Here is a 25,601-nt window from a genome sequence, read left to right as displayed (position 1 = left end):
GGCCCCCGGCGGGCACACCCCCGCCGGCCCACCCCTCGCGGGCACGGCCCCCGGCGGGCACACCCCCGCCGGCCCACCCCTCGCGGGCCCACCCACCCCGGCGGGCACATCCACCTTCGCGGGCACATCCGGCCCCGCGGCACATCCAGCCCCGCCGGCGTTTGAGGCGCGGGGTCCGGGGCGGAGCCCCGATCTTGCACCCCGGCCACCCCCTCCCGCCCCGCCGGCACACCCCAGCCCCGCCGGCGTTTGAGGCGCGGGCCGGGGCGGAGCCCAGGGAATGGTGGCGGCGTCACCCCCGCGCGCCCGCAACCCCCCGCAGAGCGGCCAGCACATGCGCCACCGCGGGAGCGGACTCGCCGCCGCGCCGGACCGCCGCGATCACGTGCCGGGTCGGGCGGTCCCGGGACAGCACCCGGACCACCACCCCCGAGGCCCGGCTCGACACCATGCGCGGCACCAGCGCCACACCCATCCCCGCCTCGACCATCGCGAGGATCGCCGTCCAGCCGGACGCCGAGTGCGCCTGTTCGGGCACGAAGCCCGCCGCCTCGCACGCACCCCGCGCGATCTGCGACCACGGACCGCTGCCCCCGTAGATCCACGGGTCGCCGGACAGGTCGGCCAGCCGCAGTTCCGGCGCGCCCGCCAGCGGGTGGCCCGGCGGCAGGGCCACGTCCAGTGGATCCTCCAGCAGCGTCAGCCGGGTGAACCGGGGGTCCCGCGCCGTCGGCGCGTGCGCGGCGAGGGACAGCGCAAGGTCCACGCCCCCGGCCGACAGCAGCTCGTAGGACTCCGCGGCCTCCGTCTCGCGTACCCGTACCTCCACCCCCGGGCGGGTCCGCCGCAGGGCGGCCACGGCCGGGACCACGAGCGCCGGCACGGCGGTGGAGAAGGCGCCGACCCGCACCTCGCCCGCGTCCCCCGCCAGGTACCCGGCCAGTTCCGCGTCCGCCTGCTCCAGCTGTGCGAACACCGCCTCCGCGTGCCGCAGTACGAGGTGCGCGGCGTCCGTGAGCCGCACCCGGCGGCCCTGGGCCTCCAGCAGGACGACGCCCAGCTGCCGCGCGAGGTTGGTCAGCTGCTGCGAGACGGCCGAGGGCGTCATGTGCAGCGCCTCGGCCGTCGCGGTCACGGTCCCCCGCTCGGCGAGGGTCCGCAGGATCCGCAGCTTCTTGATGTCCCACTCGCTCATGGGACGGAATCTACCTCCGGGCGCCCAGGGCCACGCCGGCGAGGATCAGCGCCATGCACAGCAGCTGCGCCGGGCCGGTCCGCTCGTCCAGCAGCAGGAGTCCGAGACCCGCCGCGCAGACCGGCTGGAGGTAGTAGACGACTCCCGCGCGGGCCGCGCCGATGACCGCGACGGCCCTGTTCCAGGCGAAGAAGGCGACGGCGGAGGAGAACACGCCGACGTACAGCAGCGGTCCGATGGAACCGGCGGTGGCCTCGAAGCCGCCCTGGACGGTGACGGAGACGGCGTAGGCGGGTGCCAGCATCAGCGCACCGAGCACGAAGGTGGTGATCAGGAAGGCCAGGCCGCCCAGTTCGGCGGGCTTGCGCTTGAGCAGGGCGCTGTAGGTGGCGAAGGAGAGGGCGGCGGCGAACATCCAGAGGTCGCCGGCCCCGAAGTCGAAGCCGAGGGAGCCGTCGCCGACCAGGAGGAGCACGCCGAGGCAGGCGAGCAGCAGGCCGAAGGTGCGCCGGCCGCCGAGCCGTTCGCCGCCGAGGCGCGCGTAGAGGGCCATGACGACGGGCGAGGCCGCCATGATCATTCCCATGGTGGAGGCGGAGGTGGTGAGGCCGGCCTGGTGCACGAGCGTGTTGTAGAGGGCGACGCCGAACAGCGAGGCGAAGGCGATGAACCCGAGGTGGCGCCGGATCAGGGCCCGCTGCCGCCATGCCTGGCGGGCGGCGAAGGGGGCCACCGCGACCAGGGCGATGATCCAGCGCCAGAAGACGGCCTGGACGGGCGGGACGGTCTCGGCCATCCCCCGGGTGGCGACGAAACTGCCGGACCAGACGACCGTGGCGAGCAGGGCGAGCAGGACGCCGAGTCCGGCGGCCCCCTTCTTCCCCGTACTGCTCTGCTGTGTCTGCGAAACGGTGCGGACTCGGTCCGTGACGGCCACGGTGCGTCTCCCCCTCGGGTGGGTCGGGTCTGGTTCGGTGGATCGTGGACCTACCGTCGCACCCGCCCATCAGTCAGGTCCATCGAAATGTTTCGACCAATCTGTTCAGTTCTACTGAACGGTCCGACGGAGGACACGGTCCGCGCGGTCGTCAGCTGGCCGGCGGCCGCGGCCCCGAAGGCGAGGGCCATGCCGGCCAGCTGTACGGGGGACAGCGCCTGCCCGAGCGCCGCCCAGCCGATCACCGCGGCGGTCAGCGGGGAGAGTGGGCCGAGCAGGGTCACGGAGGTCGCGCCGAGCTGTCCGATGCCGCGGAACCAGAGCCAGTACGCGATACCGGTGTTGAACAGGACCAGGTAGCCGTAGCCGAGGAGGGCCCGGCCGTCCAGCGCGGGCGGGGCGCCCTCGACGAAGGCGGCGACGGGGATGATGACCAGCCCGCCGGCCGTCAGCTGCCAGCCCGTGGTCGCGAGCGGGCCGACGCCTTCGGGGCGGCCCCAGCGCTTGGCCATGACGGTGCCCGCCGCCATGGAGGCCGAGGAGACCACCCCGGCGACGACGCCGACCAGGTCGAGCCGCGCCTCGGCGGTGAGGACGACCATGCTCACCCCGAACGCCGCGGCCACGGCGGCGAGTACGGTGCGCAGTCGTGCCCGTTCGCCGAGGAGGAGGGCCGCGAGCCCCACGACGAACAGCGGTCCGGCGGCGCCGAGCACGGCCGCGACCCCGCCGGGCAGCCGGTAGGCGGAGAGGAAGAGCAGCGGGAAGAAGACGCCGATGTTCAGCGTCCCGAGCACGGCGGACTTCCACCACCACGCGCCTCGGGGCAGGGTCCGGGAGAGGGCGATCAGCAGCAGTCCGGCGGGCAGGGCCCGCATCACCCCGGTGAACAGGGGGCGGTCGGGCGGCAGCATTTCGGTGGCGACGGCGTAGGTCGAACCCCAGGAGACGGGGGCGAGCGCGGTCAGGGCGACGGTGGCAAAACGCTTCACGGCGGGTGGCTCCCCTGGTTGGTGCGGACGGCGGGACCGGACGGGCGTCAGGCGGCCACGGGCGTCGCGCGGGCGGGCACGGCGGTCGGCGCCGCGGTGTGCACGGCCTCGGGGGGCAGGCGCCGCTCCAGCCGCACCAGCGCGAGGGCCGCGCCGAGCGCCGCGACGGTCAGGACGGCCCAGGGCAGTCGGCCGTCGACGGCGAGCAGGGCGGTGAACAGGGACGGGGCGGACGCGCCGGCCAGCGAGTACGACAGCTGGTAGGTGGCCAGGTAGCGGCCGCGCACGGCCTCGGGGGCGGCGGCGACGGACAGCGCGCCGCCCGACGGGCTGTGCACCAGCTCTCCGACGGTGTAGACGACCACGACGGCCAGGAGGGCGATCAGGGTCGCGCTCTGCCCGGGGCGCAGGGTGCCGAGCACGATCTGCCCGGCGAAGGCGGCGGCGAAGAGCAGCGAGCCGAGGGCCGCCGATCGGGTGCGGCGGGCTCCGGAGCGCCGGACGCGGCCGGCGATCAGGACGCCGACGCCGGCGCACAGGGCGGTGTTGAGAGTGAAGGCGGCGCCGGTGAGGGCCTCGGGGGCGGCCAGCCAGGTGGCGAGGTACAGCGGGAAGAGGACGGGCAGGGCCGAGTAGCCCAGCGCGGTGAGGAAGTTGGCGGCCGTGAGGCCGAGGAAGGGGCGGTCGCGCAGGACCCTCCGGTAGCCGGCGGGCGAGCGCGTGGCTGGGGACCCCGCGCCTCCAGCGGCCCCAACGCCACCCGCGCCACCCGCGTCGCGCACCGGGCGGACCCGGGAGACGAGGGTTCCGGCGAGGGCGGAGGCCAGTGCGTTGCCCCAGGCCGTGTACGTGAATCCGCCGGTTCCCCACAGGGCGAGCACCGCGGAGACGAGCAGGGCGCCCGCGCCCATCCCGGCGTTCTGCAGGGCACGCGTCGACGCCTGGAGCCGGTCCCGCGCGGCGCCGCGCGCCACCTCGCCGATCAGGGACTGCTGGACGGCCCCGAAGGAGCGGTCGGCGAGGGCGGTGGTGAGGGCGACGGCCGCGAAGGAGGCCGTCGAGTCCGCGAACGGGTAGAGGGCGAAGCCGGCCGCGCGGACGCCGTGGAGGACCACGTTGACCCGCTTGGCGCCGAAGCGGTCGACGGCGGTGCCCGCGAGCGGCATGAAGAGCAGCCCGGTCAGGCCGGTCGCTGTCATGACGAGGCCGACGGCCGGGAAGGACAGGCCGGTGACGTGGTGGAAGAAGACCAGCGAGAACGGGACGAACATGCCGATCCCGACAGCACCGATCCCGATCCCGGCGAGCAGTGACTGCTCGCCGGGCACCCGGGCCGCGGGCTCCTTCGTGAACATGCGCATGACTGCCCCCCGTATCGATCACTAGCAAGTAGCTTAGCGCTAAGCTACTTAACGTCAAGCAGCTTTCTTGCGAACGATCCTCCCGGGACCGGATACTGCGTCCATGAGCGAGGCCCCTCGGCAGCCCGAGAACCCCCGGAACGGCGAGGCGGACGCCGTCGACGCGATCACCGCGCAGTGGTATGCCGTCCGGCCGGACCTCGAAACGGCGCCGATGGCCGTCTTCGGGCGCATCTACCGCATCACCAAGTCCATGGGCGACGCGATGGAGGCGACCTACGGCCGCTTCGGCATCTCGCGCGGGGAGTTCGACGTCGTCGCCACACTGCGCCGCTCCGGCGCCCCCTACACGCTCTCGCCGCGGCAGCTGTCGGCCACGCTCATGCTGACCACGGGCGGCATGACGGGGCGGCTGGACAAGCTGGAGAAGGCGGGGCTGCTCTGCCGCAGGCCCGATCCGCACGACCGGCGCGGACTCCAGGTGACGATCACCGACCGGGGCCTGGCCCTCGTCGACGAGGCGGTCACGGCGGGCCTGGAAGTCCAACGCGCCGCGCTCACCGGGCTGAGCGACGAGGAGGTCGCGGTCCTCACCGGCCTCCTGCGCAAACTGCTCGCGGGCCTCTGACGGGCCCGGAACGCGGGACGGCCGACCCCCTCACGGGTGGCGGCCGAGGAGGCACGGGCGGCGCCCGGGATGTCCTGTGCTGGCGACCCGGCGGGTCAGCCCTGCTTCGGCTCCTTGCGCGACTTGTCGCCGACCATCACGAGACCCGCGATGACCAGGAACAGCACGATCGGGGCGATCACGAACAGGCCGAGCGTGTCGGCGATGCTCAGGCCCGGACCCGGGTCGTCGCCGTCGTCGCGGGTCAGCGCCAGGGCGGGAGACGTCATCAGCAGCATCATCAGCGTCGTTCCGGCCGTGACGGCGCCGGCGCGCAGAGCGTTCTTCTTGTCCACGGTGCCAACGTAGCGAACACCTAAACGGCCCGCGCGCCCGGGGGTGCCGTACGGGGACCCGCGCCCTCCCGCAGTCCCGCCCGCACCGAGTCCAGCAGGGCGTTCGCCCGGGGCGAGGCGACCAGTTCCTCCAGGGACAGCGGTCGCCCCGAGGCGTCGGCGACCGGAAGCCGCCAATTGGGGTACTGGTCCCAGGTGCCGGGCAGGTTCTGCGGCCTCCGGTCGCCCACCGCGTCGGGCAGCCACACCCCGACCAGCCGCGCGGGCGTGCGCAGCAGGAACGCGTACAGGGACCGCACCGCGGACTCCTCGTCCTTGGTCTCCAGGCCGAGCTCCTCCAGCAGTTCCAGCCACTCGGCCGTGTCGGCGGCGTCCTCCGCGCGCTCGTGCTCGGCGGGGCGGGTCAGCAGCCCGAGCCGGTCGCGCAGCTCCACATGGCCCCCGGCGAGCTTGGCGGCCGTGGGCGGCAGGTCGTGGGTGGTGGCCGTGGCCATGCAGTCGGCGCGCCACTCCCGCGGCGGGAGCGGGCTCCCGGCGCCGGCCCAGTCCCGCTCGAACCAGAGCACCGAGGTGCCGAGCACCCCGCGCCGGGCCAGCCGGCGGCGGACCGCCGGCTCCACCGTCCCCAGGTCCTCGCCGATGACCAGGGCCCCGGCCCGGTGGGCCTCCAGCACCAGGACGGCCAGCATCGCCTCGCCGTCGTAGCGGACGTACGCACCCTGCGCGGGCGGGGTCCCCTCCGGGATCCACCAGAGCCGGAACAGTCCCATGACGTGGTCGATGCGCAGCGCGCCGGCGTACCGGAACACCTCCCGCAGCAGCTGCCGCAGCGGCGCGTAGCCGGCCGCCGCCAGCCGGTCCGGACGCCAGGGCGGCAGCCCCCAGTCCTGGCCGCGCGCGTTGAAGGCGTCCGGCGGTGCGCCCACCGTCGTCCCGGTGGCGTGCACGCCCGGCTCCGCCCACACGTCCGCGCCCTGCGGGTGCACGCCGACCGCCAGGTCGTGCACGATGCCGACGCTCATGCCCGCCTCCCGCGCGGCTTCCTGGGCGGCGGCGAGCTGGGCGTCGGTCAGCCAGGCGAGCCAGCAGCGGAACTCCACCTCCGCCGGCTCGGCCTCGACGCCCGCCGGCCAGCGCGCGGGATCCGCCCCGTACCGCTCGACGAGGGCGAACCAGGTCGCGTGCCCGGCCAGCGCCGCTCCGCCCGCGGTGCGGAAGCGGGCGAAGTCCGCCGCCCGGGCGGGCTCGCGCGGGACCGCGTACAGCAGCCGCAGGGCGGCCCGCTTGAGCTCCCACACCGCGTCCCGGTCGATCAGCGCGCCCTTCTCCAGGACCTGGCGCCGCAACTCGCCGCCCCGGACGGCGAGATCGGCGAGGGCGGCCCGGTCGGCGCACCGCTCGTACTCCGGGACGTCCTCGATCCGCAGGTGGACCGGGTCGGGGAAGCGGCGCGAGGACGGGCGGTACGGGGACGGGTCGGTCGGGGTGCCGGGCACGGCCGCGTGCAGCGGGTTGACCTGGATGAAGCCCGCGCCGTGGGTACGGCCGGCCCAGCGGGCGAGCGCCGCGAGGTCGCCGAGGTCGCCCATGCCCCAGGAGCGTTCGGACAGCAGCGAGTACAGCTGCACCATCAGGCCGTGGGTGCGCTCCGGCGCGGCCGGGGCCCGGTCGGGGGCGAGGATCAGGGTGGCCTGCGCCGTCCGGCCGTCCGGCAGCGCCGCGGTGATCCGGTGCACACCCGGCGGCAGCCCCCGCGGCAGCGGCCCCTCGACTCCCGTGTCCCACTCGGCGCCGGCGCCCGCCGCGGCCTCGTCCGGATCGAGCCGGATCCGGGTCCCCGGCGGCAGGGCGGCCAGTTCGGGCGGCGGGGGCGCGCCCTCCCACCGCACCAGCACCGGCGGCAGCAGCCGCGCCGCCGCCTCCCGCTCGGCCTCCGCCAGGCGTTCCCGGACCTCCTCGGGGGTCCCGGCGGGCACCCCGAACAGAGCGAGCACGGCACGGACCGTCGCCTCGGGCACCCGGACGGTCACGTCCGCGGCGGGTTGGTAGGCGGTGGTGATGCCGTGCAGATCGGCGAGCCGGGCCAGGTCGTCCATCGACGGGCACTCCTTCGTCGGTACGTGAGGGTGGGTCAGAAGGGTGGGCCAGAACGGTGATCGGCGAAGCGGGCACCGCCGGGGAACACCGCAGCCATACCCACTCGGGGGCATCGCATTCCTGGCGTATCCAGGTCAGATCACCCGCCCGCTTTGACACCCCAGCCGCACGAATGGTGGGCTCTGGCTCGTTCGTACGAGCGGGGGACGTCTCGGCACGAGGAGGCTCTGTGCAGCTCAGGGGCAGGAAGCGGACGGTGGCGGCCGCCGTCGCGGTGATCGGGGCGCTGCTGGGCGGCGCCGTGTCCGCGGCTCCGCCCGGGGTCGTCGCGGCCCCGGCGCCGCCGGCAGCGCCGACCGCGGATCCGGCGTCCGGATCCGACCGCGGCCCCGGGCTGGACCCCGGCGCCGACACTCCGCGCACCGCCGGTGAGGGGCCCGCCGTGTGGCCCCGGCCGAGGTCCCTGGCGGGTGACCCGGCGCGCGAACTGCGGCTGGGCGCCGAGGCCGTGCTGGTCGCGGCGGCCGACGCCGACCCGTACGCGCGCCAGGTGGTGCGGGACGCCCTGCGGGCGGCGGGCGTACGCACGCTGCACGAGCCCGCGCCGGGGGCGCCGCTGCCGCGGGCGGGAGCTGTCGTACGGCTCCAGGGGCCGGACGCGGAGGAGGCGCTGCGCGCCCTCGGCGCCGCCGGCCCGAGCGACCTGCCGGACGGCGGCTACCGGCTGGCGGTGGGGCGGCCCGGCGGCCGGGACACGGTCGCGCTGGCCGGTGTCGGCGGGTCGGGGCTCTTCCACGCGGCGCAGACCCTGCGCCAGTTGCTGGCCGGCGGCAGGGGCACGGTGCCCGGCGTACTGGTCCGCGACTGGCCGGCCACGCCCGTGCGCGGGATCACCGAGGGGTTCTACGGGCAGCCGTGGAGCCGGGAACAGCGCCTGGCGCAACTCGACTTCATGGGCCGCACCAAGCAGAACCGGCTGCTGCTCGCGCCCGGCGACGACCCCTACCGGACCACGGGCTGGCGCCAGGAGTACCCGGCGGAGCGCCAGGAGGAGTTCCGGGCGCTGGCCGAGCGGGCCCGGGCCAACGCCGTGGTCCTGGGGTGGGCGGTGACCCCCGGCCAGTCGATGTGCCTGTCCTCGGCGGCGGACCGGGCGGCGCTCGCGCGCAAGGTGGACGCCATGTGGGAGCTCGGCTTCCGGGCCTTCCAGCTGCAGTTCCAGGACGTCAGCTACACCGAGTGGGGCTGCCGGGCGGACCGCGAGCGGTACGGCAAGGGCCCCGCGGCGGCCGCGAAGGCGCACGCGGAGGTCGCGGGCGGGCTGGCGGCCCACCTCGCCGCGCGGCACCCGGGAGCGGTACCGCTGTCCCTGCTGCCGACGGAGTACTACCAGGAGGGCGCCACCGCCTACCGGACGGCCCTGGCCCGGACGCTGGACGAGCGGGTGGAGGTGGCCTGGACGGGGGTGGGCGTGGTGCCGCGCACCATCACCGGCAAGGAGCTGGCGGGCGCGCGCTCGGCGCTCGGCCATCCGCTGGTCACCATGGACAACTACCCGGTGAACGACTGGGACCCCGGACGCGTCTTCCTCGGCCCCTACGCGGGGCGCGAGCCCGCGGTGGCGGCCGGCTCGGCGGCGCTGCTCGCCAACGCGATGCCGCAGGGCTCGCTGTCCCGCGTCCCGCTCTTCACGGCGGCGGACTACGCCTGGAACCCGCGCGACTACCGGCCCGGCGAGTCCTGGGCGGCGGCCGTGCGCGACCTGGCGGGTCCCGACCCCCGGGCCCGGGAGGCGCTGGCGGCGCTGGCCGGCAACAGCGCCTCCTCGGGGCTGAAGCAGGAGGAGTCGGCGTACCTGAAACCGCTCGTCGAGCAGTTCTGGCAGGGCCGGGCCACGGGCGACCCGGCGGCCGGGGCCGAGCTGCGCAAGGCCTTCGCGGTGCTGCGCGAGGCCCCCGCCCGGCTGCCGCACCTCGCGGGCGAGGCGGGACCGTGGCTGGAGCGGCTCGCACGCTACGGGACGGCGGGCGAGCGGGCCCTGGACGTCCTCCACGCGCAGGCCCGGGGCGACGGGACGGCGGCCTGGCAGGCCTCGCGGGAGCTGACCGCGGCCCGGCGGGAACTGGCGGAGCCGGGACCGGCGCGGGTGGACCGGGCCGTTTTGGAGCCGTTCCTGACGAAGGCGGCCGCCGAGGCGGACGGCTGGACCGGAGCCGCCCGTACGACGGGCACGGTGACCACGGACCCGGGCGCCTGGACGGTGCGGCTGGACGGCACGCGCCCGGTGTCGGCGGTGACGGTGATGACGGACCCGCTCCCGGCGGGGGCGCCGGGCGCCGCGGTGGAGGCGCACGTGCCCGGTGAGGGCTGGCGCAAGGTCGGCGCGGCCGCCGCGTCGGGCTGGACGCAGGTGGAGACGGCGGGCCTGCGCGCGGACGCGGTCCGCCTGTCCTGGACGGGCGCGGCGCCGGCGGTGCACCGGGTGGTCCCCTGGCTCGGCGACGGGCCGCAGCTCGGCTTCGAGCTGGCGGACGGGGCCGGGGCCGACGTGGAGATCGGCGGCGCCCCCCGCCGGGTGACGGCGGAGCTGTCCGCGCTCGGACCCGGTGACGTGGCCGGCCCCCTGGCGGCGCGGCCGCCCGCGGGCATCACGGTGCGCCTGCCGGAGCGCGCCACCGCCCCGCGCGGGGCCAGGGTGTCGATCCCGATGGAGGTCGCGGTCGCACCGGCGACCCCGCCCGGGAGCTACGCGGTGCCGGTCTCCTTCAACGGGGAGTCCAGGACCCTGGCGGTGCGGGCGGTCCCCCGGACGGGCGGCCCGGACCTGCTGCGCACCGCGCGCGCCTCCTCCTCGGCGGACGAGACCGCGGACTTCCCGGCCTCGGCGGCCGTCGACGGCTCGCCGGCCACCCGGTGGTCCTCGCCGGCGGTGGACGGGGCCTGGTGGCAGGCCGAGCTGCCGGCGGCGGCGCGGGTGGGCCGGGTGACGCTCCACTGGCAGGACGCCCACCCCACCGCGTACCGGGTGGAGACCTCCGCGGACGGCGCGTCCTGGCGCCCCGCCGCCGCGGTCGCCGCCTCGCGGGGCGGCGTCGAGTCCCTCCGCATGGACGCCCCGGACACCCGCTTCCTGCGCGTCACCTGCGACTCCCGCGCCACGAAGTACGGCTGCTCCCTCTGGTCGGCGGAGGCCTACGCGGTAGCCCCGTGACCCCGGCGGGCCGGTGGCCGGGGCACGGGGCACGGGGGCGGACCGCCGTCCGGCGCGGTCAGGAGGCCGCGACCCCGATCCGGTCCAGCGCGTCCTCGGCCCCGTACGGCTGGAGGTACGGCATCCAGCACGGGTCCCGGTGCCCCGTGCCGATGATCCGCCAGGCCAGCCCCGAGGGCGGCGCCGGCTGGTGCCGCAGGCGCCACCCCAGCTCCAGCAGGTGCCGGTCGGCCTTGACGTGGTTGCAGCGGCGGCACGCGGCGACGACGTTGTCCCAGGCGTGCTGGCCGCCCCTGCTGCGCGGGACCACGTGGTCCACGCTGGTGGCGACCGCGCCGCAGTACATGCAGCGGCCGCCGTCGCGGGCGAACAGGGCGCGCCGGGTGAGTGGAACGGGCCCCCGGTAGGGGACCCGCACGAACCGCTTGAGCCGTACCACGCTGGGCGCGGGGACGACTTTCGTGGCGCTGTGCAGATAGGCGCCGGATTCCTCCAGGGAGACCGCTTTGTTCTCCAGGACGAGGACGAGCGCGCGGCGGAGCGGTACGACGCCGAGGGGCTCGTACGACGCGTTGAGGACCAGGACGTGCGGCACGGACTGCCTCCTTGTACGCCGGCGGCGCGTGGCTCGCGCCGGGACGATCTGCTCTCCAGTCTCTCCTCAGGGCTGGTCGAAGCGCCACCACGCGCCCGTAACGGGTCCGAGGTGTTTTCAACCACACCCCCTGCATCCCCAGGTGAGCCTGGTCTCTCCCTCGAACACGGCACCGGGGTGCAGGGAATGCCCCGTTAGTGTGGTTGGTCTGCCCGCGTACCCGCCCCCGGACTCCGTCCAGGGGACCCCGGCGGGCAGATCGCGCTACCTGGAGGTTCCCGCCGTGCCCTGGTCCGCCGCCCTGCTGCCCCTCGCAGCCGACACCCCGGACGCGTCCACCACGCTCAAGGAGACCCACGAGAACGTCACCAACGCCGCGAGCTTCATCGAGGAGAACTGGGCCGGATGGCTCTACCTCGGCCTGCGGATCCTGCTCATCATCGTCATCGCGGCGGCACTGCGCTCGGTCGTCCGCAAGTCCCTGACGAAGCTGATCACGCGGATGAACCGGGGCGCCGAGGCCGTCGAGGGCACCGCCCTGGGCGGACTGCTCGTCAACGCGGAGCGGCGGCGCCAGCGTTCCGAGGCGATCGGCTCGGTGCTGCGCTCGGTGGCCTCGTTCCTGATCCTCGGCACGGCCGGGCTGATGGTGCTCGGGGCGCTGGACATCAACCTGGGCCCGCTGCTGGCGAGCGCCGGTGTGGCCGGTGTGGCCATCGGTTTCGGTGCCCGGAACCTGGTGACCGACTTCCTCTCCGGCGTGTTCATGATCCTGGAGGACCAGTACGGCGTCGGGGACAAGATCGACGCCGGTGTGGCCTCCGGGGAGGTCGTCGAGGTGGGCCTGCGGGTGACGAAGCTGCGCGGCGACAACGGCGAGATCTGGTACGTGCGCAACGGCGAGATCAAGCGGATCGGCAACCTCAGCCAGGGCTGGGCCACCGCGGCCGTGGACATGCAGGTCAAGCCCTCGGAGAGCCTGCCGCGGATCCGCGAGGTGATCCAGGAGGTCTCCGACTCCATGGCCAAGGAGTCCCCGTGGGACGAGCGGCTGTGGGGCCCCGTGGAAGTGTTGGGCCTGGACGAGGTGCTGCTCGCCTCCATGACGGTGAAGGTGACGGCGAAGACGATGCCGGGCCAGCAGTTCGCCGTGGAGCGGGAGCTCCGCTGGCGCATCAAGGAGGCCTTCGACGCCGCGGGCATCGGCATCGTCGGCGGCCTCCCGGCGGAGGACGAGGAGGCCGCCGCCGCGGACCCGTCGGCGGCCGTCGCCCCGCCCTCGGCGCTGGCGAACCCGACCTCCCCGCAGTCCCTGGCCGCCACCCCGATACCGGCTCCCGCCGGACCGCGCATCACCAAGTAGCCGCAGGGCCCCTCCGCCCCCTGCCCCTCCCGCTGCCCCGCAGGCCGTCCGCCGACAGGACACGACCTGCGGGGCAGCGGCATTGACACGACCCGAGATACGATAGGAAACTTACCTAACAGTTCACCTCGGTGAGGGAGAGACCGCGCCCATGCCCGCCGCCACGCCCGGAACACCCAGCCTGCTGCGTGCCATGAACGACCGGGCCGCGCTTGAGCTGCTGCTCACGCACGGCCCGCTGTCCCGGACCCGGATCGGGCACCTGACCGGCCTGTCCAAGCCCACCGCCTCGCAGCTGCTGGCCCGGCTGGAGGCCGCCGGGCTGGTCGTGGCGACCGGCACCGACGGCGGCCGCCCCGGCCCCAACGCCCAGCTGTACGCGCTCAACGCCCGCGCCGCGTACGTCGGCGGCCTGGACGTCACCCCCGAGCGGGTCCTCGCCGCCGTCGCCGACCTCACCGGCACGGTGGTCGGCAGCCACGAAGTGCCGTACGCGCGGGGGCGCGACGCCGTCGAGCAGGTCACCGAGGCCCTTGCCGGCGCCGTCAAGGCCGCCGGACTGCACCGCTCCGACCTGCACCGGGTCGTCGTCGCCACACCGGGCGCCTTCGACCCGCAGACCGGGCGGCTGCGCTACGCCAGCCACCTCCCGGGCTGGCACTCCCCCACCCTCCTCGACGACCTGGCGGCAGCCCTGCCGATGCCCGTCGAGTACGAGAACGACGTCAACCTCGCGGCCGTGGCCGAGCAGCGCCTGGGCGCGGCCCGCGGCCACGAGGACTTCGTCCTGCTCTGGAACGAGGACGGCCTCGGCGCCGCCCTGGTACTCGGCGGGCGGCTGCACCGGGGCTGGACCGGCGGCGCGGGCGAGGTGGGGTTCCTGCCCGTCCCCGGACACCCCCTGGTCCGCCAGGTCACCAGCGCCAACACCGGCGGCTACCAGGAGCTGGCCGGCGTGCAGGTCCTGCCCGGACTCGCCGCGGAACTGGGGATCGGTCCCGAACCGGCTGCGCCGGGCCCGGACGCGGCGGCCGCCGCCGTGCCGGGTCCGGACCTCGCGACCGCCGCGGGCCCCGCGCCGGGCCCGGACTCGCCGTACGGCCCGCAGGTCGCCGCGGCCGTCGCGCTGCTCACCCGGGCGGCCGCCACGCCCGAAGGCCCGTACCTGCGCTTCCTCCAGTCGTACGCCACCGTCCTCGCCACCGGTCTCGCCTCGCTCGTGGCCGTCCTGGACCCGGAGATCGTGGTCCTGTCCGGGGCCGCGATCACCGCGGGCGGCGATCCGCTGCGTGAGCTGCTGGAGGCGGAGCTCGCCGAACTGGCTCCCTCCCGGCCCCGCCTGGTCAGCGGCGAGGTCCGGGAGCGGCCCGTACTGCACGGCGCGCTGGAGAGCGCGCTGGCCGCCACCCGCGACGAGGTGTTCGACACCTCCCGCTGACCGGCGCCCGGCCCCGCACCGTCGTCCACGAGCGAACGACACGCCCCCGTCCGGCACACCCGCACCGCATCACACCGCACCGCATCACACCGCACCGCATCACACCGCACCGCATCACACCGCACCGCACCGCATCGCCCGCACCTCCTCCGCACCCCTCCTGACCCCTCCTGTCCAGGAAGTCCCCCGCGCAGAGAGTGACACCGCCATGCCCCGAACCCGCCGCCTGACCGCCTCGGCCGCCGCCCTCGCCGCCATATCCGTCCTCGCCACCGCCTGCACCGGCCAGAGCGGCAACGCCGCCGAGGACGACCCGGCGAAGGACGTCACCCTCACCTTCTGGCACGGCTGGTCCGCGCCGAGCGAGGCCGAGGCGATCGAGCAGAACATCGCGCGGTTCGAGAAGGCGCACCCGAACATCAAGGTCCAGGTCACCGGCAACATGACCGATGACAAGATCAACCAGGCGCTGCGGGCGGGCGGCGACAAGGCTCCCGACGTCGTCTCCTCCTTCACCACCGACAGCGTCGGCAAGTTCTGCAACTCCCGCGCCTTCGCCGATCTGAACCCCTTCCTCCAGAAATCCGGGATCGACAAGACGAAGGTCTTCCCGAAGACCCTGCTGGAGTACACCCAGTTCGACGGCAACCAGTGCACGCTGCCCCTGTTGAACGACGCGTACGGCCTCGTCTACAACAAGACGGCCTTCGCCGCCGCCGGGATCACCGAACCGCCCCGCACCTGGAGCCAGTTCACCGAGGTCGCCAAGAAGCTGACGAAGCCCGAGGGCGACTCGTACGCGCAGGTCGGGCTGATGCCCACCTTCCACGGCTACGAGACCACCCCCATGCGGCTGGCCGCGCAGTGGAGCCCGACCTACTTCGCCGCCGACGGCACGTCCAACCTGGCCGGGGACCCCGCGTTCGCGAAGATGCTGACCGCGCAGAAGGACCTCGTCGCCCAGCTCGGCGGCTACGAGAAGCTGGAGCGCTTCCGCACCACCTTCGGCGACGAGTGGAGCGCCGAGCACCCCTTCCACACGGGCAAGGTCGCCATGCAGATCGACGGCGAGTGGCGGGCCCCCATGGCCAAGGAGGCGGGGGTCGCGTTCGAGATCGGCACGGCGCCGCTGCCCGTCCCCGACGACCAGGCTGCCGACTACGGCAAGGGATACCTGTCCGGCACGATCATGGGCATCGCCTCGGGAAGCAGGAAGCAGAACGCGGCCTGGGAGCTCGTGAAGTACATGACCACGGACACCGCGGCCGTCGTGGCCTTCGCCAACTCCATCCACAACGTGCCGTCCACGCTCGCGGCCCTGGAGTCCCCCGACCTCCAGGTGACCCCGGAGTTCAAGACCTTCCTCGACATCGCCCGCCACCCCCGGTCGAGCACCACCCCGGCCCGCGCCGACGGCGGCACCTACCAGCTGACCTTCACCGACTTCGCGTACGCGGTCGAGAAGGGCGATGTCGCCGACATCCCGGCCGGCCTCGCGAAAACCGCCCAGCAGATCGACACGGACATCGCGAAGGCGAAGTAGCCCGCGATGACCGGCACCCGCGTGCACACCCTGCGGACGAAGCACCGCCGCGCCGCCCTGCGGACCGCCGCCTTCATGTCCCCCTGGCTGATCGGGTTCGCGGTCTTCTTCGCCTACCCGCTGCTGTCCACCGTCTACTTCTCCTTCACGAGGTACGACGGCTTCCGGCCGCCCGTCCTCAACGGCCTGGACAACTGGAGCTACGTCTTCTCGGACTACCCGATGTTCTGGCCCGCGATGCGCAACACCCTGTGGCTCGTCGTGGTCATGGTCAGCTGCCGCGTCGTCTTCGGCCTCGGCGTCGGCCTGCTCGTCACGAGGATCAAGACCGGCGCCGGCGTCTTCCGGACCCTGTTCTACCTGCCCTGCCTCGCCCCGCCGGTGGCCGCGACACTGGCCTTCGTCTTCCTGCTCAACCCCGGCACCGGCCCGGTCAACACCCTGCTCAGCGAGGTGGGCCTGCCCGCCCCCGGCTGGTTCACGGACGCCGACTGGTCCAAGCCGGCCCTGACCGCCCTCGCGCTGTGGGGCATCGGCGACCTGATGGTCGTCTTCATGGCCGCGCTGCTGGACGTACCGAAGGAGCAGTACGAGGCCGCCGAGCTGGACGGCGCCGGGGCCTGGGCGCGCTTGCGCCACATCACGCTGCCGAACATCTCCCCGATCATCCTGTTCGCGGTGGTCACGGGAGTCATCCAGGCCATGCAGTACTACACGCAGCCCCTGGTGGCGGGGAAGGTCGCGGCCGGGGTGATCGGCGGATCCGGCCAGCAGTTCGAGCCCGGCTACCCGGACAAGTCCACCCTGACGCTCCCCCAGGTCGTCTACAACCTCGGCTTCCAGCGCTTCGACTACGGCACCGCCTGCGTCGTCGCCCTGGTGCTCTTCGCCCTCTCCATGGCCTGCACCGCGCTCCTGATGCGCCGCCGCGGCGGGCTGATCGGAGCGGACGCATGAGCAGCACGCGCACCCGTACCCGTACCCGCGGCCACTTCGGTACCCGGACCCGTACCCGCAGGCCCGTCCTGTACTGGATCGGGACGCACTCGCTGGGCGTGGCCGCGGCCCTGTTCTTCGTCCTCCCCTTCGTCTTCCTCTTCCTCACCTCCCTGATGGGCGACCGGCAGGCCCTGACCCACGACCTGTGGCCGGACACCTGGGAGTGGGGCAACTACGCGACGGTGTGGCACACCCCCGGCTTCCTGACCTGGTGGCGCAACACCCTGCTGTACGCCGGGCTGGGCACACTCCTGACCGTGGTCTCCTCCGTGCCCGTCGCGTACGCGCTCGCCGTATTCCGCTTCCGCGGGCGCCGGCTGTCCCTGCTGCTGGTGATCGCCATGATGATGCTGCCGCCGCAGGTGGTGGTCATCCCCATGTACCTCTTCTGGGCCAAGCAGCTCGACCTGTCGGGCACCCTGTGGCCACTGATCATCCCGATGGCGTTCGGCGACGCCTTCTCCGTGTTCCTGCTGCGCCAGTTCCTGCTGACGATCCCCGACGAGTACCTGGACGCCGCCCGCGTGGACGGCTGCGGCGAGGTGCGGACCCTGCTGCGCGTGGTGCTGCCCATGGCGAAGCCCGGGATCGCGGCCGTCGCCCTCTTCCAGTTCTTCGCCGCGTGGAACGACTACTTCGGCCCGCAGATCTACGCCTCGGACAACCCTGCGGCCTGGACCCTCAGTTACGGACTGGAGTCCTTCAAGGGCGCGCACCACACCAACTGGAACCTGACCATGGCGGCGACCGTGCTCGTCATGGCCCCGGTGATCGTCCTCTTCTTCTTCGCCCAGAAGGCGTTCGTCGAGGGAGTCACCCTGACCGGAGTGAAAGGCTAGTGACGATGAAACTCGCAGTGGTGGGCGGCGGTTCCACCTACACCCCCGAACTGATCGACGGCTTCGCGCGGCTGCGCGACACCCTGCCGATCAGCGAGCTGGTGCTGATCGACCCGGCCGCCGACCGCCTGGAGCTGATCGGCGGACTGGCCCGGCGCATCTTCGCCCGGCAGGGCCACCCCGGCGGGGTCAGCACCACCTCCGACCTCGACGCGGGGGTGGCCGGCGCGGACGCCGTACTGGTCCAACTGCGCGTCGGCGGGCAGGCCGCGCGGCTCCGGGACGAGACCTGGCCGCTGGAGTGCGGCTGCGTCGGCCAGGAGACCACGGGCGCCGGCGGTCTCGCCAAGGCGCTGCGCACGGTCCCCGTGGTCCTGGACATCGCCGAACGGGTCCGCCGGGCCAGCCCGGACGCCTGGATCATCGACTTCACCAACCCGGTCGGCATCGTCACCCGGGCCCTGCTGCGGGAGGGGCACAAGGCGGTCGGGCTCTGCAACGTCGCCATCGGCTTCCAACGGAAGTTCGCGGCCCTGCTGGACCTGGCCCCGGCCGACCTCCACCTGGACCACGTGGGGCTCAACCACCTCACCTGGGAGCTGGGGGTGCGCCGCGGCGGCCCCGACGGCGAGGACCTGCTGCCGCGCCTGCTCGCCGAGCACGCGGACGCCGTGGCCGCGGACCTGCACCTGCCCCGCGCGGTACTGGACCGGCTCGGCGTCGTACCGTCGTACTACCTGCGCTACTTCTACGCCCACGACGAGGTCGTGCGCGAGCTCGGCTCCAAGCCCTCGCGGGCCGCCGAGGTCGCCGCGATGGAGCGGGAGCTCCTCGCCCTGTACGGGGACCCGGCACTGGACGAGAAGCCCGCGCTGCTGGCCCGGCGGGGCGGCGCCTTCTACTCGGAGGCGGCCGTGGACCTGGCGGCCTCGCTGCTGGGCGGCGGCGGGCCGGGCGTGCAGGTGGTCAACACGTACAACAACGGCACCCTGCCGTTCCTCCCCGACGACGCGGTCGTCGAGGTCCAGGCCCGCGTCGACGGCTCCGGGCCGGTGCCGCTGGCCGCGCCGAGGCTGGACCCGCTGTTCGCCGGGCTGGTCTCGCACGTGAGCGCATACGAGGACCTGGCGCTGGACGCGGCGGTGCGCGGCGGCCGGGACCGGGTGTTCAAGGCGCTGCTCGCCCACCCGCTGGTCGGGCAGTTCGACCTCGCCGAGGGGCTGACGGACCGGCTGCTGGCGCACAACAAGGAGCACCTGGCATGGGCGTGACCCTTCCCGCCCTCCCGTCCGTCCTGGCGATCGACGCGGGCAACAGCAAGACGGACGTGGCTCTGATCGGTCCGGACGGCTCGGTCCTGCGCACCGGGCAGGCCGGGGGCTTCCAGCCCTCCCGGACGGGGGTGCCCGCGGCCGTCGACGTCCTGGCCGAGGCTCTGGCGGCGGCCGGGATCGGGGACGGCGGGACCGGGGACGGCGGGGGCGGGGGCCGGCCGCTGGCCGCGCACGTGTCGGCCTGCCTGGCCAACGCCGACTTCCCGGCGGAGGAACGGGAGCTGGCACGCGAGATCGAGCGGCGGAACTGGGGCCGCGTGACGGCGGTGCACAACGACACCTTCGCGCTGCTGCGCGCCGGGCTGCCCACCGGCGCGGAGCCGCGCGGCGTCGCGGTGGTCTGCGGGGCGGGGATCAACTGCGTCGGGATGGCCCCGGGCGGGCGGACGGCCCGCTTCCCCGCCATCGGCCGGATCTCCGGCGACTGGGGCGGCGGAGGCGGGCTCGCCGAGGAGGCCCTGTGGTGGGCCTCCCGGGCCGAGGACGGGCGCGGCGGGGCCACGGAGCTGGCCCGGGCGCTGCCCGCGCACTTCGGGCACGACTCGGTCCTGTCGCTGGTCGAGGCCCTGCACCTGGGCCGCATCCCGGCCGGCCGGCGGCACGAGCTGGTGCCGGTGCTGTTCGCGGTGGCGGCGGCCGGCGATCCGGTGGCGCAGGCGCTGGTCGAGCGGCAGGCGGACGAGATCGTGGCCATGGCGGCGGTGGCCCTCGGCCGCTTGGACCTGCTGGCCGAGGAGGTCCCCGTGCTCCTCGGCGGCAGCGTGGCGGCCGCCCGGCACCCGCGGCTCACCGACCGCGTCGTGTCGGGTCTCGCCGACCGCGCCCCGCACGCACGCGTCGCGGTGGTCACGGCGCCCCCGGTCCTGGGCGCGGGCCTGCTGGGACTGGACGCCCTCGGCGCGCCGCCCGGCGCCCACGGAAAACTCCGTGCCCATTTCGGGTGAACCCGCCCCGGGTCGTCGCCGGTCTGGAACCGTGGCGGTCGTACGGACGTATTCACGGTGAAGGGGTGGCGGGGGGCGCCCGCCGGGCGGATCGCCCAAGATCCGGCCGGGGTGCTGTGGACGACCGTCACTACGGCCATACTGCTGCGGAGCAGTGAGACCGAGGGGGAGGTCACGGTGTCCATCGCATCACGCGCGTCCGCGCCCGGGGTCGGCACCTCGGTGCCGCCCGCCGGGTCGCCGACGCCTGCGGCTCCGCCGCCCGACGATCCGGCGGGGCGCGGTACCGCCTGGGCCGAGGGCGTGGAGCGGCTGCGCGAGGCCGCGACCACCGAGCCCGGCCGCCTCCGCATCATCGGCGCGGTACTGGCCGCCCTCATCGTGCTGTTCGGCGCGGTCAGCGTGTGGGAGATCGCGGGCCGCAGCACCGCCGCCGACGACGTGGTGGGCCGCAGCCAGCCGCTGAGCGCGGACGCCGCGAGCATCTACCGCTCCCTCGCCGACGCGGACACGGCCTCCTCCAGCGGATTCCTGGCGGGAGCCCGGGAGACCCGCGAGGTCCGCGAGCGGTACGAGAAGGACATCGCGAACGCCTCCAAGCTGCTGGTCAGCGCCGCCGCCAACACCTCCGCCGGCGGCGAGTCCCGCGAGCAGATCGCCCTGCTCAGCGAGCAGCTGCCGCGCTACACCGGGCTGATCGAGCAGGCCCGCGCCACCAACCGGCAGGGCCTGCCGCTGGGCGGCGCCTACCTCCGCTACGCCAATGAGCAGATGACCACCGAGCTGCTGCCCGCCGCGCAGCGGCTGTACGAGGCGGAGACCGGCCGGCTCTACACGGACTACGACGACGCCCGCTCCTGGCCGCTGGCCTCGGTCGGTTCGGGCCTGCTCGCGCTCGCCGCCCTGCTGTGGGTGCAGCGGCGCGACTACCGGCGGACGAACCGGGTCCTCAACCACGGGCTGCTCGCCGCCACGGCCGCCTCGGTGGTGGTGCTGCTGTGGCTGGCCGTGGGCCACACGGTCGCGCGGTCGGCGCTGAGCGAGGCCCGGGCGGACGGGCAGGAGTCGCTGAAAGTGCTCAACGACGCCCGGATCGCCTCCCTGCAGGCGCGGGCCGGCGAGAATCTGACGCTGGTCGCGCGGGGCGCCGTACTGACCGAGGACGCGAAGTCGGACAAGTACGACATGGATTTCACCCATAACCTGGCGCAGTTGGACGCCGGGCTGTCGCGGGCGCTGCGTCTGGCCGACGACACCGCCGGCCGGACTCCCGTGACGCGCGCGGTGGACGGCGTGGAGCAGTGGAAGCAGCGGCACGCGGCGGCCCGGGAGTCCGACCTCAAGGGTGACTACGAGGCAGCTCTGATCCAGGTCATCGGGGACGAGCTGCACAAGGACAGCAGCGGCGCCGCCTTCGACACGGTGGACGCCTCTCTGGAGCAGGCCGTGGCGCACGAGCAGCGGGAGTTCACCCGGGCCGCCCGGGACGGGCTCGGCGCGCTGGGCGGTTTGATGACGGGCGCGGCGGCCCTGGCGGTGGCCGGCGCGGTGGCGGCGCTGCTCGGTATCGGGCGCAGGCTTTCGGAGTACAGGTGAGAGCGATGCGGACAGGGCCCGCGGGGCACGAGGAGCACAAGGGCCCCGACGGCCGGGAGGCGTACGGGGCCGCTCCGGGCCGCCCGGCCTCCGGCGCGCGCCGCGCGGCGCGCCGGCTGCGCGGCTGGGGCGGGGTGAGCGCGATGGCCGTCGCCTGCGCGGTGACGGCCGCCACGGTGCTGCTGCCGCTGGCCCAGGCGGCGCCGGAGAGCGGCCGCCCGGCGGCCTCCGGGCCCCCGGCCTCGGTGGCCCTGTCCCCAGCCCTGCCCGGCGACACCTGCCAGGACCCGGAGGCCAGCCTGCGCCCGTCCGGGGTGGACGGGCCGGCGATCGAGCGGATCAAGGCGGCGGGCAAGCTCGTCGCCGGCGTGGACCAGAACAGCTTCCGCTGGGGCTACCGCAACCAGTCCGCCGAGGGCAGGCTGGACGGCTTCGACATCGACCTGGTCAAGGCGCTGGCCAAGGACATCCTGGGCGACGAGAACGCGGTCATCTACCGGGCGATCCCCACCAGCCAGCGCATCCCCGCCCTCCAGGAGGGGCGGGTCGACATCGTCGTGCGGACCATGACCATCAACTGCAAGCGGCTGGAGGACGTGGCGTTCTCCACCGCCTACTTCGAGGCCGGGCAGCAGGTCCTGGTGCCCAAGGTCTCGCCCATCACGGGCTACGACGCCTCGCTGCGCGACCGCAGGATCTGCACCGCCGCCGGCTCGACGGCCGAGGCGGCCCTCAAGGCCCAGTCGTACGGCTCGGTTCCGGTGACCGTCCCCAACCAGCTGGACTGCCTGGTGCGGCTGCAGTTGGGCGAGGTGGACGGCATCGTCACGGACAACGCCCTCGCCGCCGGCCAGGCGGCGCAGGACCCCTCGGTGCGGCTTGTGGGCTCGCCCTTCACCCGCGAGTTCTACGGTGTGGCGATGAACAAGGACGCCGCCGACCTGGTCCGCCGGGTCAACAACGTGCTGGAGGGCTACCGCGCGGGCGGCCACGACAGCCCGTGGATGCAGGCGTACCGCAAGCACCTGGAGCCCGTGCTGCCCGGCGTCACGGCACCCCCCGCGCCCAAGTACCGGGACGGCTGAGGCCGGTGGCGGGAGCGGACGCGGCAGCGGAAGCCGCAGCGGGAGCGACAGCGGAAGCGGAGGCACGGTCGGTGGCGGAGTCGGGATCGGGGACCGGGGCCGGGACGGGGTCCGCGGCGGAGCCCGCGGTTCTGGACCGGGACGGCGTCGACCGCGCGCTGGCGCGGTTGGGCGCGGAGCACGAGGCCGTCGAGACCTCGCTGCTCGCCCTGCAGGACCACGCCGGGCGCCGGCTGCTGGAGGGGGCCGCGCTGACCGGCGTCACCGCCGAGCGGTGGGCCGCCGCCGACGCGGACATCACCCGGCTGTGGACGTACTTCGACGCCTACAGCGGGGCGCTGGGCGCCGCCCGGGAGATCCGCGAGCGGCGCCGCTGGCCCGGCCGCGAGGACCTCGCCGAGCTGACCGAGCGGCTGCGCGGTCCCGGGGTGCTGATCGCGGGGGCCGCCGTGGAGGGCGCCGCGCTGGCCGAGCGGATCTCGCTCGCCGAGCTGGTGGCCCGGATGAACGACCTGTACGCGCGCTCGCTGGACGTGGTGGTCGCGGCCGACGCGGTCTGGTCCGCGCTGCCCGCCCGGATCGACCTGCTCGCGGCCGAACTGCACCGCACCCGCGCCCTGGCCCGCTCGGTGGGGGTGCGTCCGGGCGAGCACCCCTCGGGCGACGACCTGGAGGACATCACCGCCGAGCTGGCGGAGCTGCGGGCGCGGGTCATCGCGGACCCGCTGGCGTTCTGGCAGCCGTCGGCGGCGAGTTCCGCGCCCGGCGGCGGCCGTCCGGACACCACTCGCTACGACCGGGCCGCGCTGGCGCTGGAAGACGTACGCCGGGAGGTCGAGGCCGTGCTGGACGTGCGGCAGGACGCCGAGCAGCGGCTGATCAGCCTGCGGGACGTGCTCTCCCGGGCCGACCGGACCCTGGCGGAGGCGCGGACGGCCCGGGTCGAGGTACTGGCCAAGATCGCCGCGTCCGAGGTGCCGGCGGTGAGCGGCCCGCCGACGGCGTTGCAGGAGCAGCTGGCGGCGGCGGCCGAGCACCGGCGCCAGTCCCGCTGGCACCGCCTGTCGCCGCTGCTGGAGTCCCTGGAGGAGCGGGCCGAGGAGGAGCTGCGCCGCGCCCGCGAATCGCTGACGGCGGTCACGGCCCCGCTGGCGGTACGGGCCGAGCTGCGCGGCCGCCTCGACGCGTACAAGGCGAAGGTGGCCCGGCACGGCATGGCGGAGGACCCGCTCCTGATCGAGCGGTACGACACGGCCCGGCGGATGCTGTGGAGCGCGCCCTGCGACCTGCGGGCGGCCGAGCAGGCCGTGCAGCGCTACCAGCGGGCGGCAGCGGAGGCGGTCGCGGTGCAGGGCACGGCGACCCCCGGAACGGAGGGCGCATGAGCCTGATCGGAAGCGTGTGCGCGCGCCCCGGCTGCCCGGGCACGTACGAGGACATGGGTGGCGGCGAGCTGTACTGCGACACCTGCGGGCTGGCGCCCGTCGGCGCGGTCGCCGCGGGCGCGGAGGAGCTGGTGTCCCCGCCCACGGGGATGACGAGCGCGGCCCGGGGGTCGCGCGGATCGGCGGGTCCGCGGGGTTCGGAGGGCTCGTCGGGGTCGGGCGGGTCCTCCCGTTCGGGCGGGTCCTCGCGGTCGGGCGGGTCCTCGCGGTCGGGCGGGTCCTCGCGTTCGGGCGGGTCCTCGCGGGCGTCGTCCCGTTCGTCGCGGTCGTCCTCGTCCCGGCGCTCCGTGTCGGGCCGGCTGTCGCGCTCGCTGTCGGGTGGCGGGTCCATCCGGTCGGTGTCGGTGCGCAGTTCCGGTTCGGCGGCCTCGTCCTCGGGGCGCGGCCGGCTCGGCGCGGGGCTGGTGAACGTACCGGAGGTGCCCCGTCCCGATCCGGCGGCGGCGGTCCTGGAGAACCCGGAGGTCCCCGAGCGGAAGCGGTTCTGCTCGCGGTCGGACTGCGGGGCCCCGGTGGGCCGGGCCCGGGGCGAGCGGCCGGGGCGGACGGAAGGGTTCTGCACGAAGTGCGGGCACCCGTACTCCTTCGTGCCCAAGCTGCGGTCCGGTGAGGTGGTGCACGGCCAGTACGAGGTCGCGGGCTGCCTCGCCCACGGCGGGCTCGGGTGGGTGTACCTGGCGGTGGACCGGGCGGTCTCGGACCGGTGGGTGGTCCTCAAGGGCCTGCTGGACACCGGCGACCAGGACGCGATGGCGGCCGCGATCTCGGAGCGCCGCTTCCTGGCGGAGATCGAGCACTCCAACATCGTGCGGATCTACAACTTCGTGGAGCACCTGGACCAGCGGACCGGTTCGCTGGACGGGTACATCGTGATGGAGTACGTGGGCGGGAAGTCGCTCAAGGAGATCGCCAACGAGCGGCGGTGGCCCGACGGGCGGCGCGATCCGCTGCCGGTGGAGCAGGCCTGCGCGTACGGGATCGAGGCCCTGGAGGCCCTGGGCCACCTGCACAGCAGAAACCTCCTGTACTGCGACTTCAAGGTCGACAACGCCATCCAGCAGCAGGACCAGCTGAAGCTGATCGACATGGGCGCGGTGCGGCGGATGGACGACGAGGAGTCGGCCATCTACGGCACGGTGGGCTACCAGGCGCCGGAGGTCGCGGAGCTGGGCCCGTCGGTGGCCTCGGACCTGTACACGGTGGCGCGGACGCTGGCCGTGCTGACCTTCGACTTCCAGGGCTACACGAACGTGTTCGTGGACTCGCTGCCGGATCCGGAGCACATCGAGGTGTTCGGGCGGTACGAGTCGTTCTACCGGCTGCTGGTACGGGCGACGGACCCGGACCCGGGGCGGCGGTTCGCCTCCGCGCAGGAGATGGCGGACCAGCTCACGGGCGTGCTGCGGGAGGTGGTCGCGCTCCAGACGGGCCTGCCGCGGCCGCAGCTGTCCACGCTGTTCGGCCCGGAGATACGCGTTCCGGACACCCGGCTGTTCGCCGACGCCGCGGGCGAGCACGTCTCCCGCCTGGGCGAACGCCACCCCGGGGGCCCGCGCCGCACGCGCCGGCGGCCGTGGGCGCCCGGCGGCCCGGGTACGGGTCGCCGGGGGCTCGGCGCCGCGGCGGGCACCGGCGCCGCGTTGCCCGTGGGGGCCGGATCGGGG

At 74.7% G+C, this 25,601-nt stretch carries 20 protein-coding genes; 13 read left to right on the top strand and 7 right to left on the bottom strand.

Annotated elements, in window-relative coordinates:
- Positions 1-292: 292 nt before the first annotated feature.
- From ACFWUQ_RS25640 to ACFWUQ_RS25625, 4 genes are read right to left on the bottom strand one after another with little or no spacing between them, the layout of a single operon-like run.
- The gene (locus ACFWUQ_RS25640; RefSeq protein ID WP_384542354.1) at positions 293-1,195 is read right to left on the bottom strand and encodes a LysR family transcriptional regulator; all 903 of its coding nucleotides are present in this window, start codon (positions 1,193-1,195) and stop codon (positions 293-295) included.
- A gap of 10 nt (positions 1,196-1,205) precedes the next feature.
- A complete protein-coding gene (locus ACFWUQ_RS25635) occupies positions 1,206-2,132 on the bottom strand; it encodes a DMT family transporter (protein ID WP_384542351.1) in 927 nt (308 codons plus the stop codon).
- 50 nt (positions 2,133-2,182) lie between these two features.
- Positions 2,183-3,124: an EamA family transporter gene (locus ACFWUQ_RS25630; protein ID WP_384542348.1), complete on the bottom strand. Its 942-nt coding sequence runs from the start codon at positions 3,122-3,124 to the stop codon at positions 2,183-2,185.
- Positions 3,125-3,171: 47 nt separating this feature from the next.
- Positions 3,172-4,485: an MFS transporter gene (locus ACFWUQ_RS25625; protein WP_384542345.1), complete on the bottom strand. Its 1,314-nt coding sequence runs from the start codon at positions 4,483-4,485 to the stop codon at positions 3,172-3,174.
- Positions 4,486-4,588: 103 nt separating this feature from the next.
- Here ACFWUQ_RS25625 and ACFWUQ_RS25620 point away from each other — a divergent pair, with 103 nt between their 5' ends.
- Complete coding sequence (locus tag ACFWUQ_RS25620; RefSeq protein WP_384542342.1) at positions 4,589-5,113, top strand: MarR family winged helix-turn-helix transcriptional regulator; 525 nt, start codon at positions 4,589-4,591, stop codon at positions 5,111-5,113.
- A 95-nt stretch (positions 5,114-5,208) separates the two neighbouring features.
- Here the strand turns inward: ACFWUQ_RS25620 and ACFWUQ_RS25615 are convergent, their stop codons facing one another.
- Both ACFWUQ_RS25615 and malQ read right to left on the bottom strand, forming a co-directional pair.
- Complete coding sequence (locus ACFWUQ_RS25615) at positions 5,209-5,448, bottom strand: hypothetical protein (protein WP_384542339.1); 240 nt, start codon at positions 5,446-5,448, stop codon at positions 5,209-5,211.
- A 20-nt stretch (positions 5,449-5,468) separates the two neighbouring features.
- Entirely contained in the window at positions 5,469-7,544 is a 2,076-nt protein-coding gene (malQ, locus tag ACFWUQ_RS25610; protein ID WP_384542336.1) for a 4-alpha-glucanotransferase, read from the bottom strand.
- Between the two features lie 230 nt (positions 7,545-7,774).
- Between malQ and ACFWUQ_RS25605 the strand changes: the two genes are divergently transcribed.
- The gene (locus tag ACFWUQ_RS25605) at positions 7,775-10,756 is read left to right on the top strand and encodes a beta-N-acetylglucosaminidase domain-containing protein (protein WP_384542333.1); all 2,982 of its coding nucleotides are present in this window, start codon (positions 7,775-7,777) and stop codon (positions 10,754-10,756) included.
- Positions 10,757-10,814: 58 nt separating this feature from the next.
- Here ACFWUQ_RS25605 and ACFWUQ_RS25600 read toward each other — a convergent pair whose 3' ends face one another.
- A complete protein-coding gene (locus ACFWUQ_RS25600) occupies positions 10,815-11,351 on the bottom strand; it encodes an HNH endonuclease (RefSeq protein ID WP_384542330.1) in 537 nt (178 codons plus the stop codon).
- A 283-nt stretch (positions 11,352-11,634) separates the two neighbouring features.
- On the opposite strand from ACFWUQ_RS25600, the gene ACFWUQ_RS25595 reads away from it, so the two are divergent.
- The 11 genes from ACFWUQ_RS25595 to ACFWUQ_RS25545 all read left to right on the top strand — a co-directional run.
- Complete coding sequence (locus tag ACFWUQ_RS25595; RefSeq protein WP_384542327.1) at positions 11,635-12,714, top strand: mechanosensitive ion channel family protein; 1,080 nt, start codon at positions 11,635-11,637, stop codon at positions 12,712-12,714.
- Between the two features lie 151 nt (positions 12,715-12,865).
- The gene (locus ACFWUQ_RS25590) at positions 12,866-14,152 is read left to right on the top strand and encodes an ROK family transcriptional regulator (RefSeq protein WP_384542324.1); all 1,287 of its coding nucleotides are present in this window, start codon (positions 12,866-12,868) and stop codon (positions 14,150-14,152) included.
- 208 nt (positions 14,153-14,360) lie between these two features.
- Entirely contained in the window at positions 14,361-15,695 is a 1,335-nt protein-coding gene (locus ACFWUQ_RS25585; protein ID WP_384542322.1) for an ABC transporter substrate-binding protein, read from the top strand.
- 6 nt (positions 15,696-15,701) lie between these two features.
- Positions 15,702-16,652 (top strand): carbohydrate ABC transporter permease, encoded by a 951-nt coding sequence (locus ACFWUQ_RS25580; RefSeq protein ID WP_384542319.1) that lies wholly within the window; start codon positions 15,702-15,704, stop codon positions 16,650-16,652.
- On the top strand, positions 16,649-17,533 hold the full coding sequence (locus tag ACFWUQ_RS25575) for a carbohydrate ABC transporter permease (protein ID WP_384542317.1): 885 nt from the start codon (positions 16,649-16,651) through the stop codon (positions 17,531-17,533). The genes ACFWUQ_RS25580 and ACFWUQ_RS25575 overlap by 4 nt, the downstream gene beginning before the upstream one ends.
- A 5-nt stretch (positions 17,534-17,538) precedes the next feature.
- A complete protein-coding gene (locus ACFWUQ_RS25570) occupies positions 17,539-18,804 on the top strand; it encodes a 6-phospho-beta-glucosidase (protein ID WP_384542314.1) in 1,266 nt (421 codons plus the stop codon).
- Positions 18,795-19,811, top strand: coding sequence for an N-acetylglucosamine kinase (locus ACFWUQ_RS25565; protein WP_384542311.1), 1,017 nt, complete (start codon positions 18,795-18,797; stop codon positions 19,809-19,811). The genes ACFWUQ_RS25570 and ACFWUQ_RS25565 overlap by 10 nt, the downstream gene beginning before the upstream one ends.
- 177 nt (positions 19,812-19,988) lie before the next feature.
- The gene (locus ACFWUQ_RS25560; protein ID WP_384542308.1) at positions 19,989-21,407 is read left to right on the top strand and encodes a hypothetical protein; all 1,419 of its coding nucleotides are present in this window, start codon (positions 19,989-19,991) and stop codon (positions 21,405-21,407) included.
- 5 nt (positions 21,408-21,412) lie between these two features.
- Complete coding sequence (locus ACFWUQ_RS25555; RefSeq protein WP_384542306.1) at positions 21,413-22,492, top strand: glutamate ABC transporter substrate-binding protein; 1,080 nt, start codon at positions 21,413-21,415, stop codon at positions 22,490-22,492.
- Between the two features lie 71 nt (positions 22,493-22,563).
- Entirely contained in the window at positions 22,564-23,877 is a 1,314-nt protein-coding gene (locus ACFWUQ_RS25550) for a hypothetical protein (protein ID WP_384542305.1), read from the top strand.
- Positions 23,874-25,601, top strand: a 1,728-nt coding sequence (locus ACFWUQ_RS25545) for a serine/threonine protein kinase (protein ID WP_384542303.1), incomplete at its 3' end; no start/stop codon positions are given. The genes ACFWUQ_RS25550 and ACFWUQ_RS25545, both read left to right, overlap by 4 nt.

Origin of the sequence: Streptomyces sp. NPDC058662, from assembly GCF_042716255.1 — a bacterium.
Taxonomy (GTDB): Bacteria; Actinomycetota; Actinomycetes; order Streptomycetales; family Streptomycetaceae; genus Streptomyces.
The sequence above is the reverse complement of the archived record's forward strand: the minus strand, read 5'-3'. Positions and strand labels throughout refer to the sequence as shown.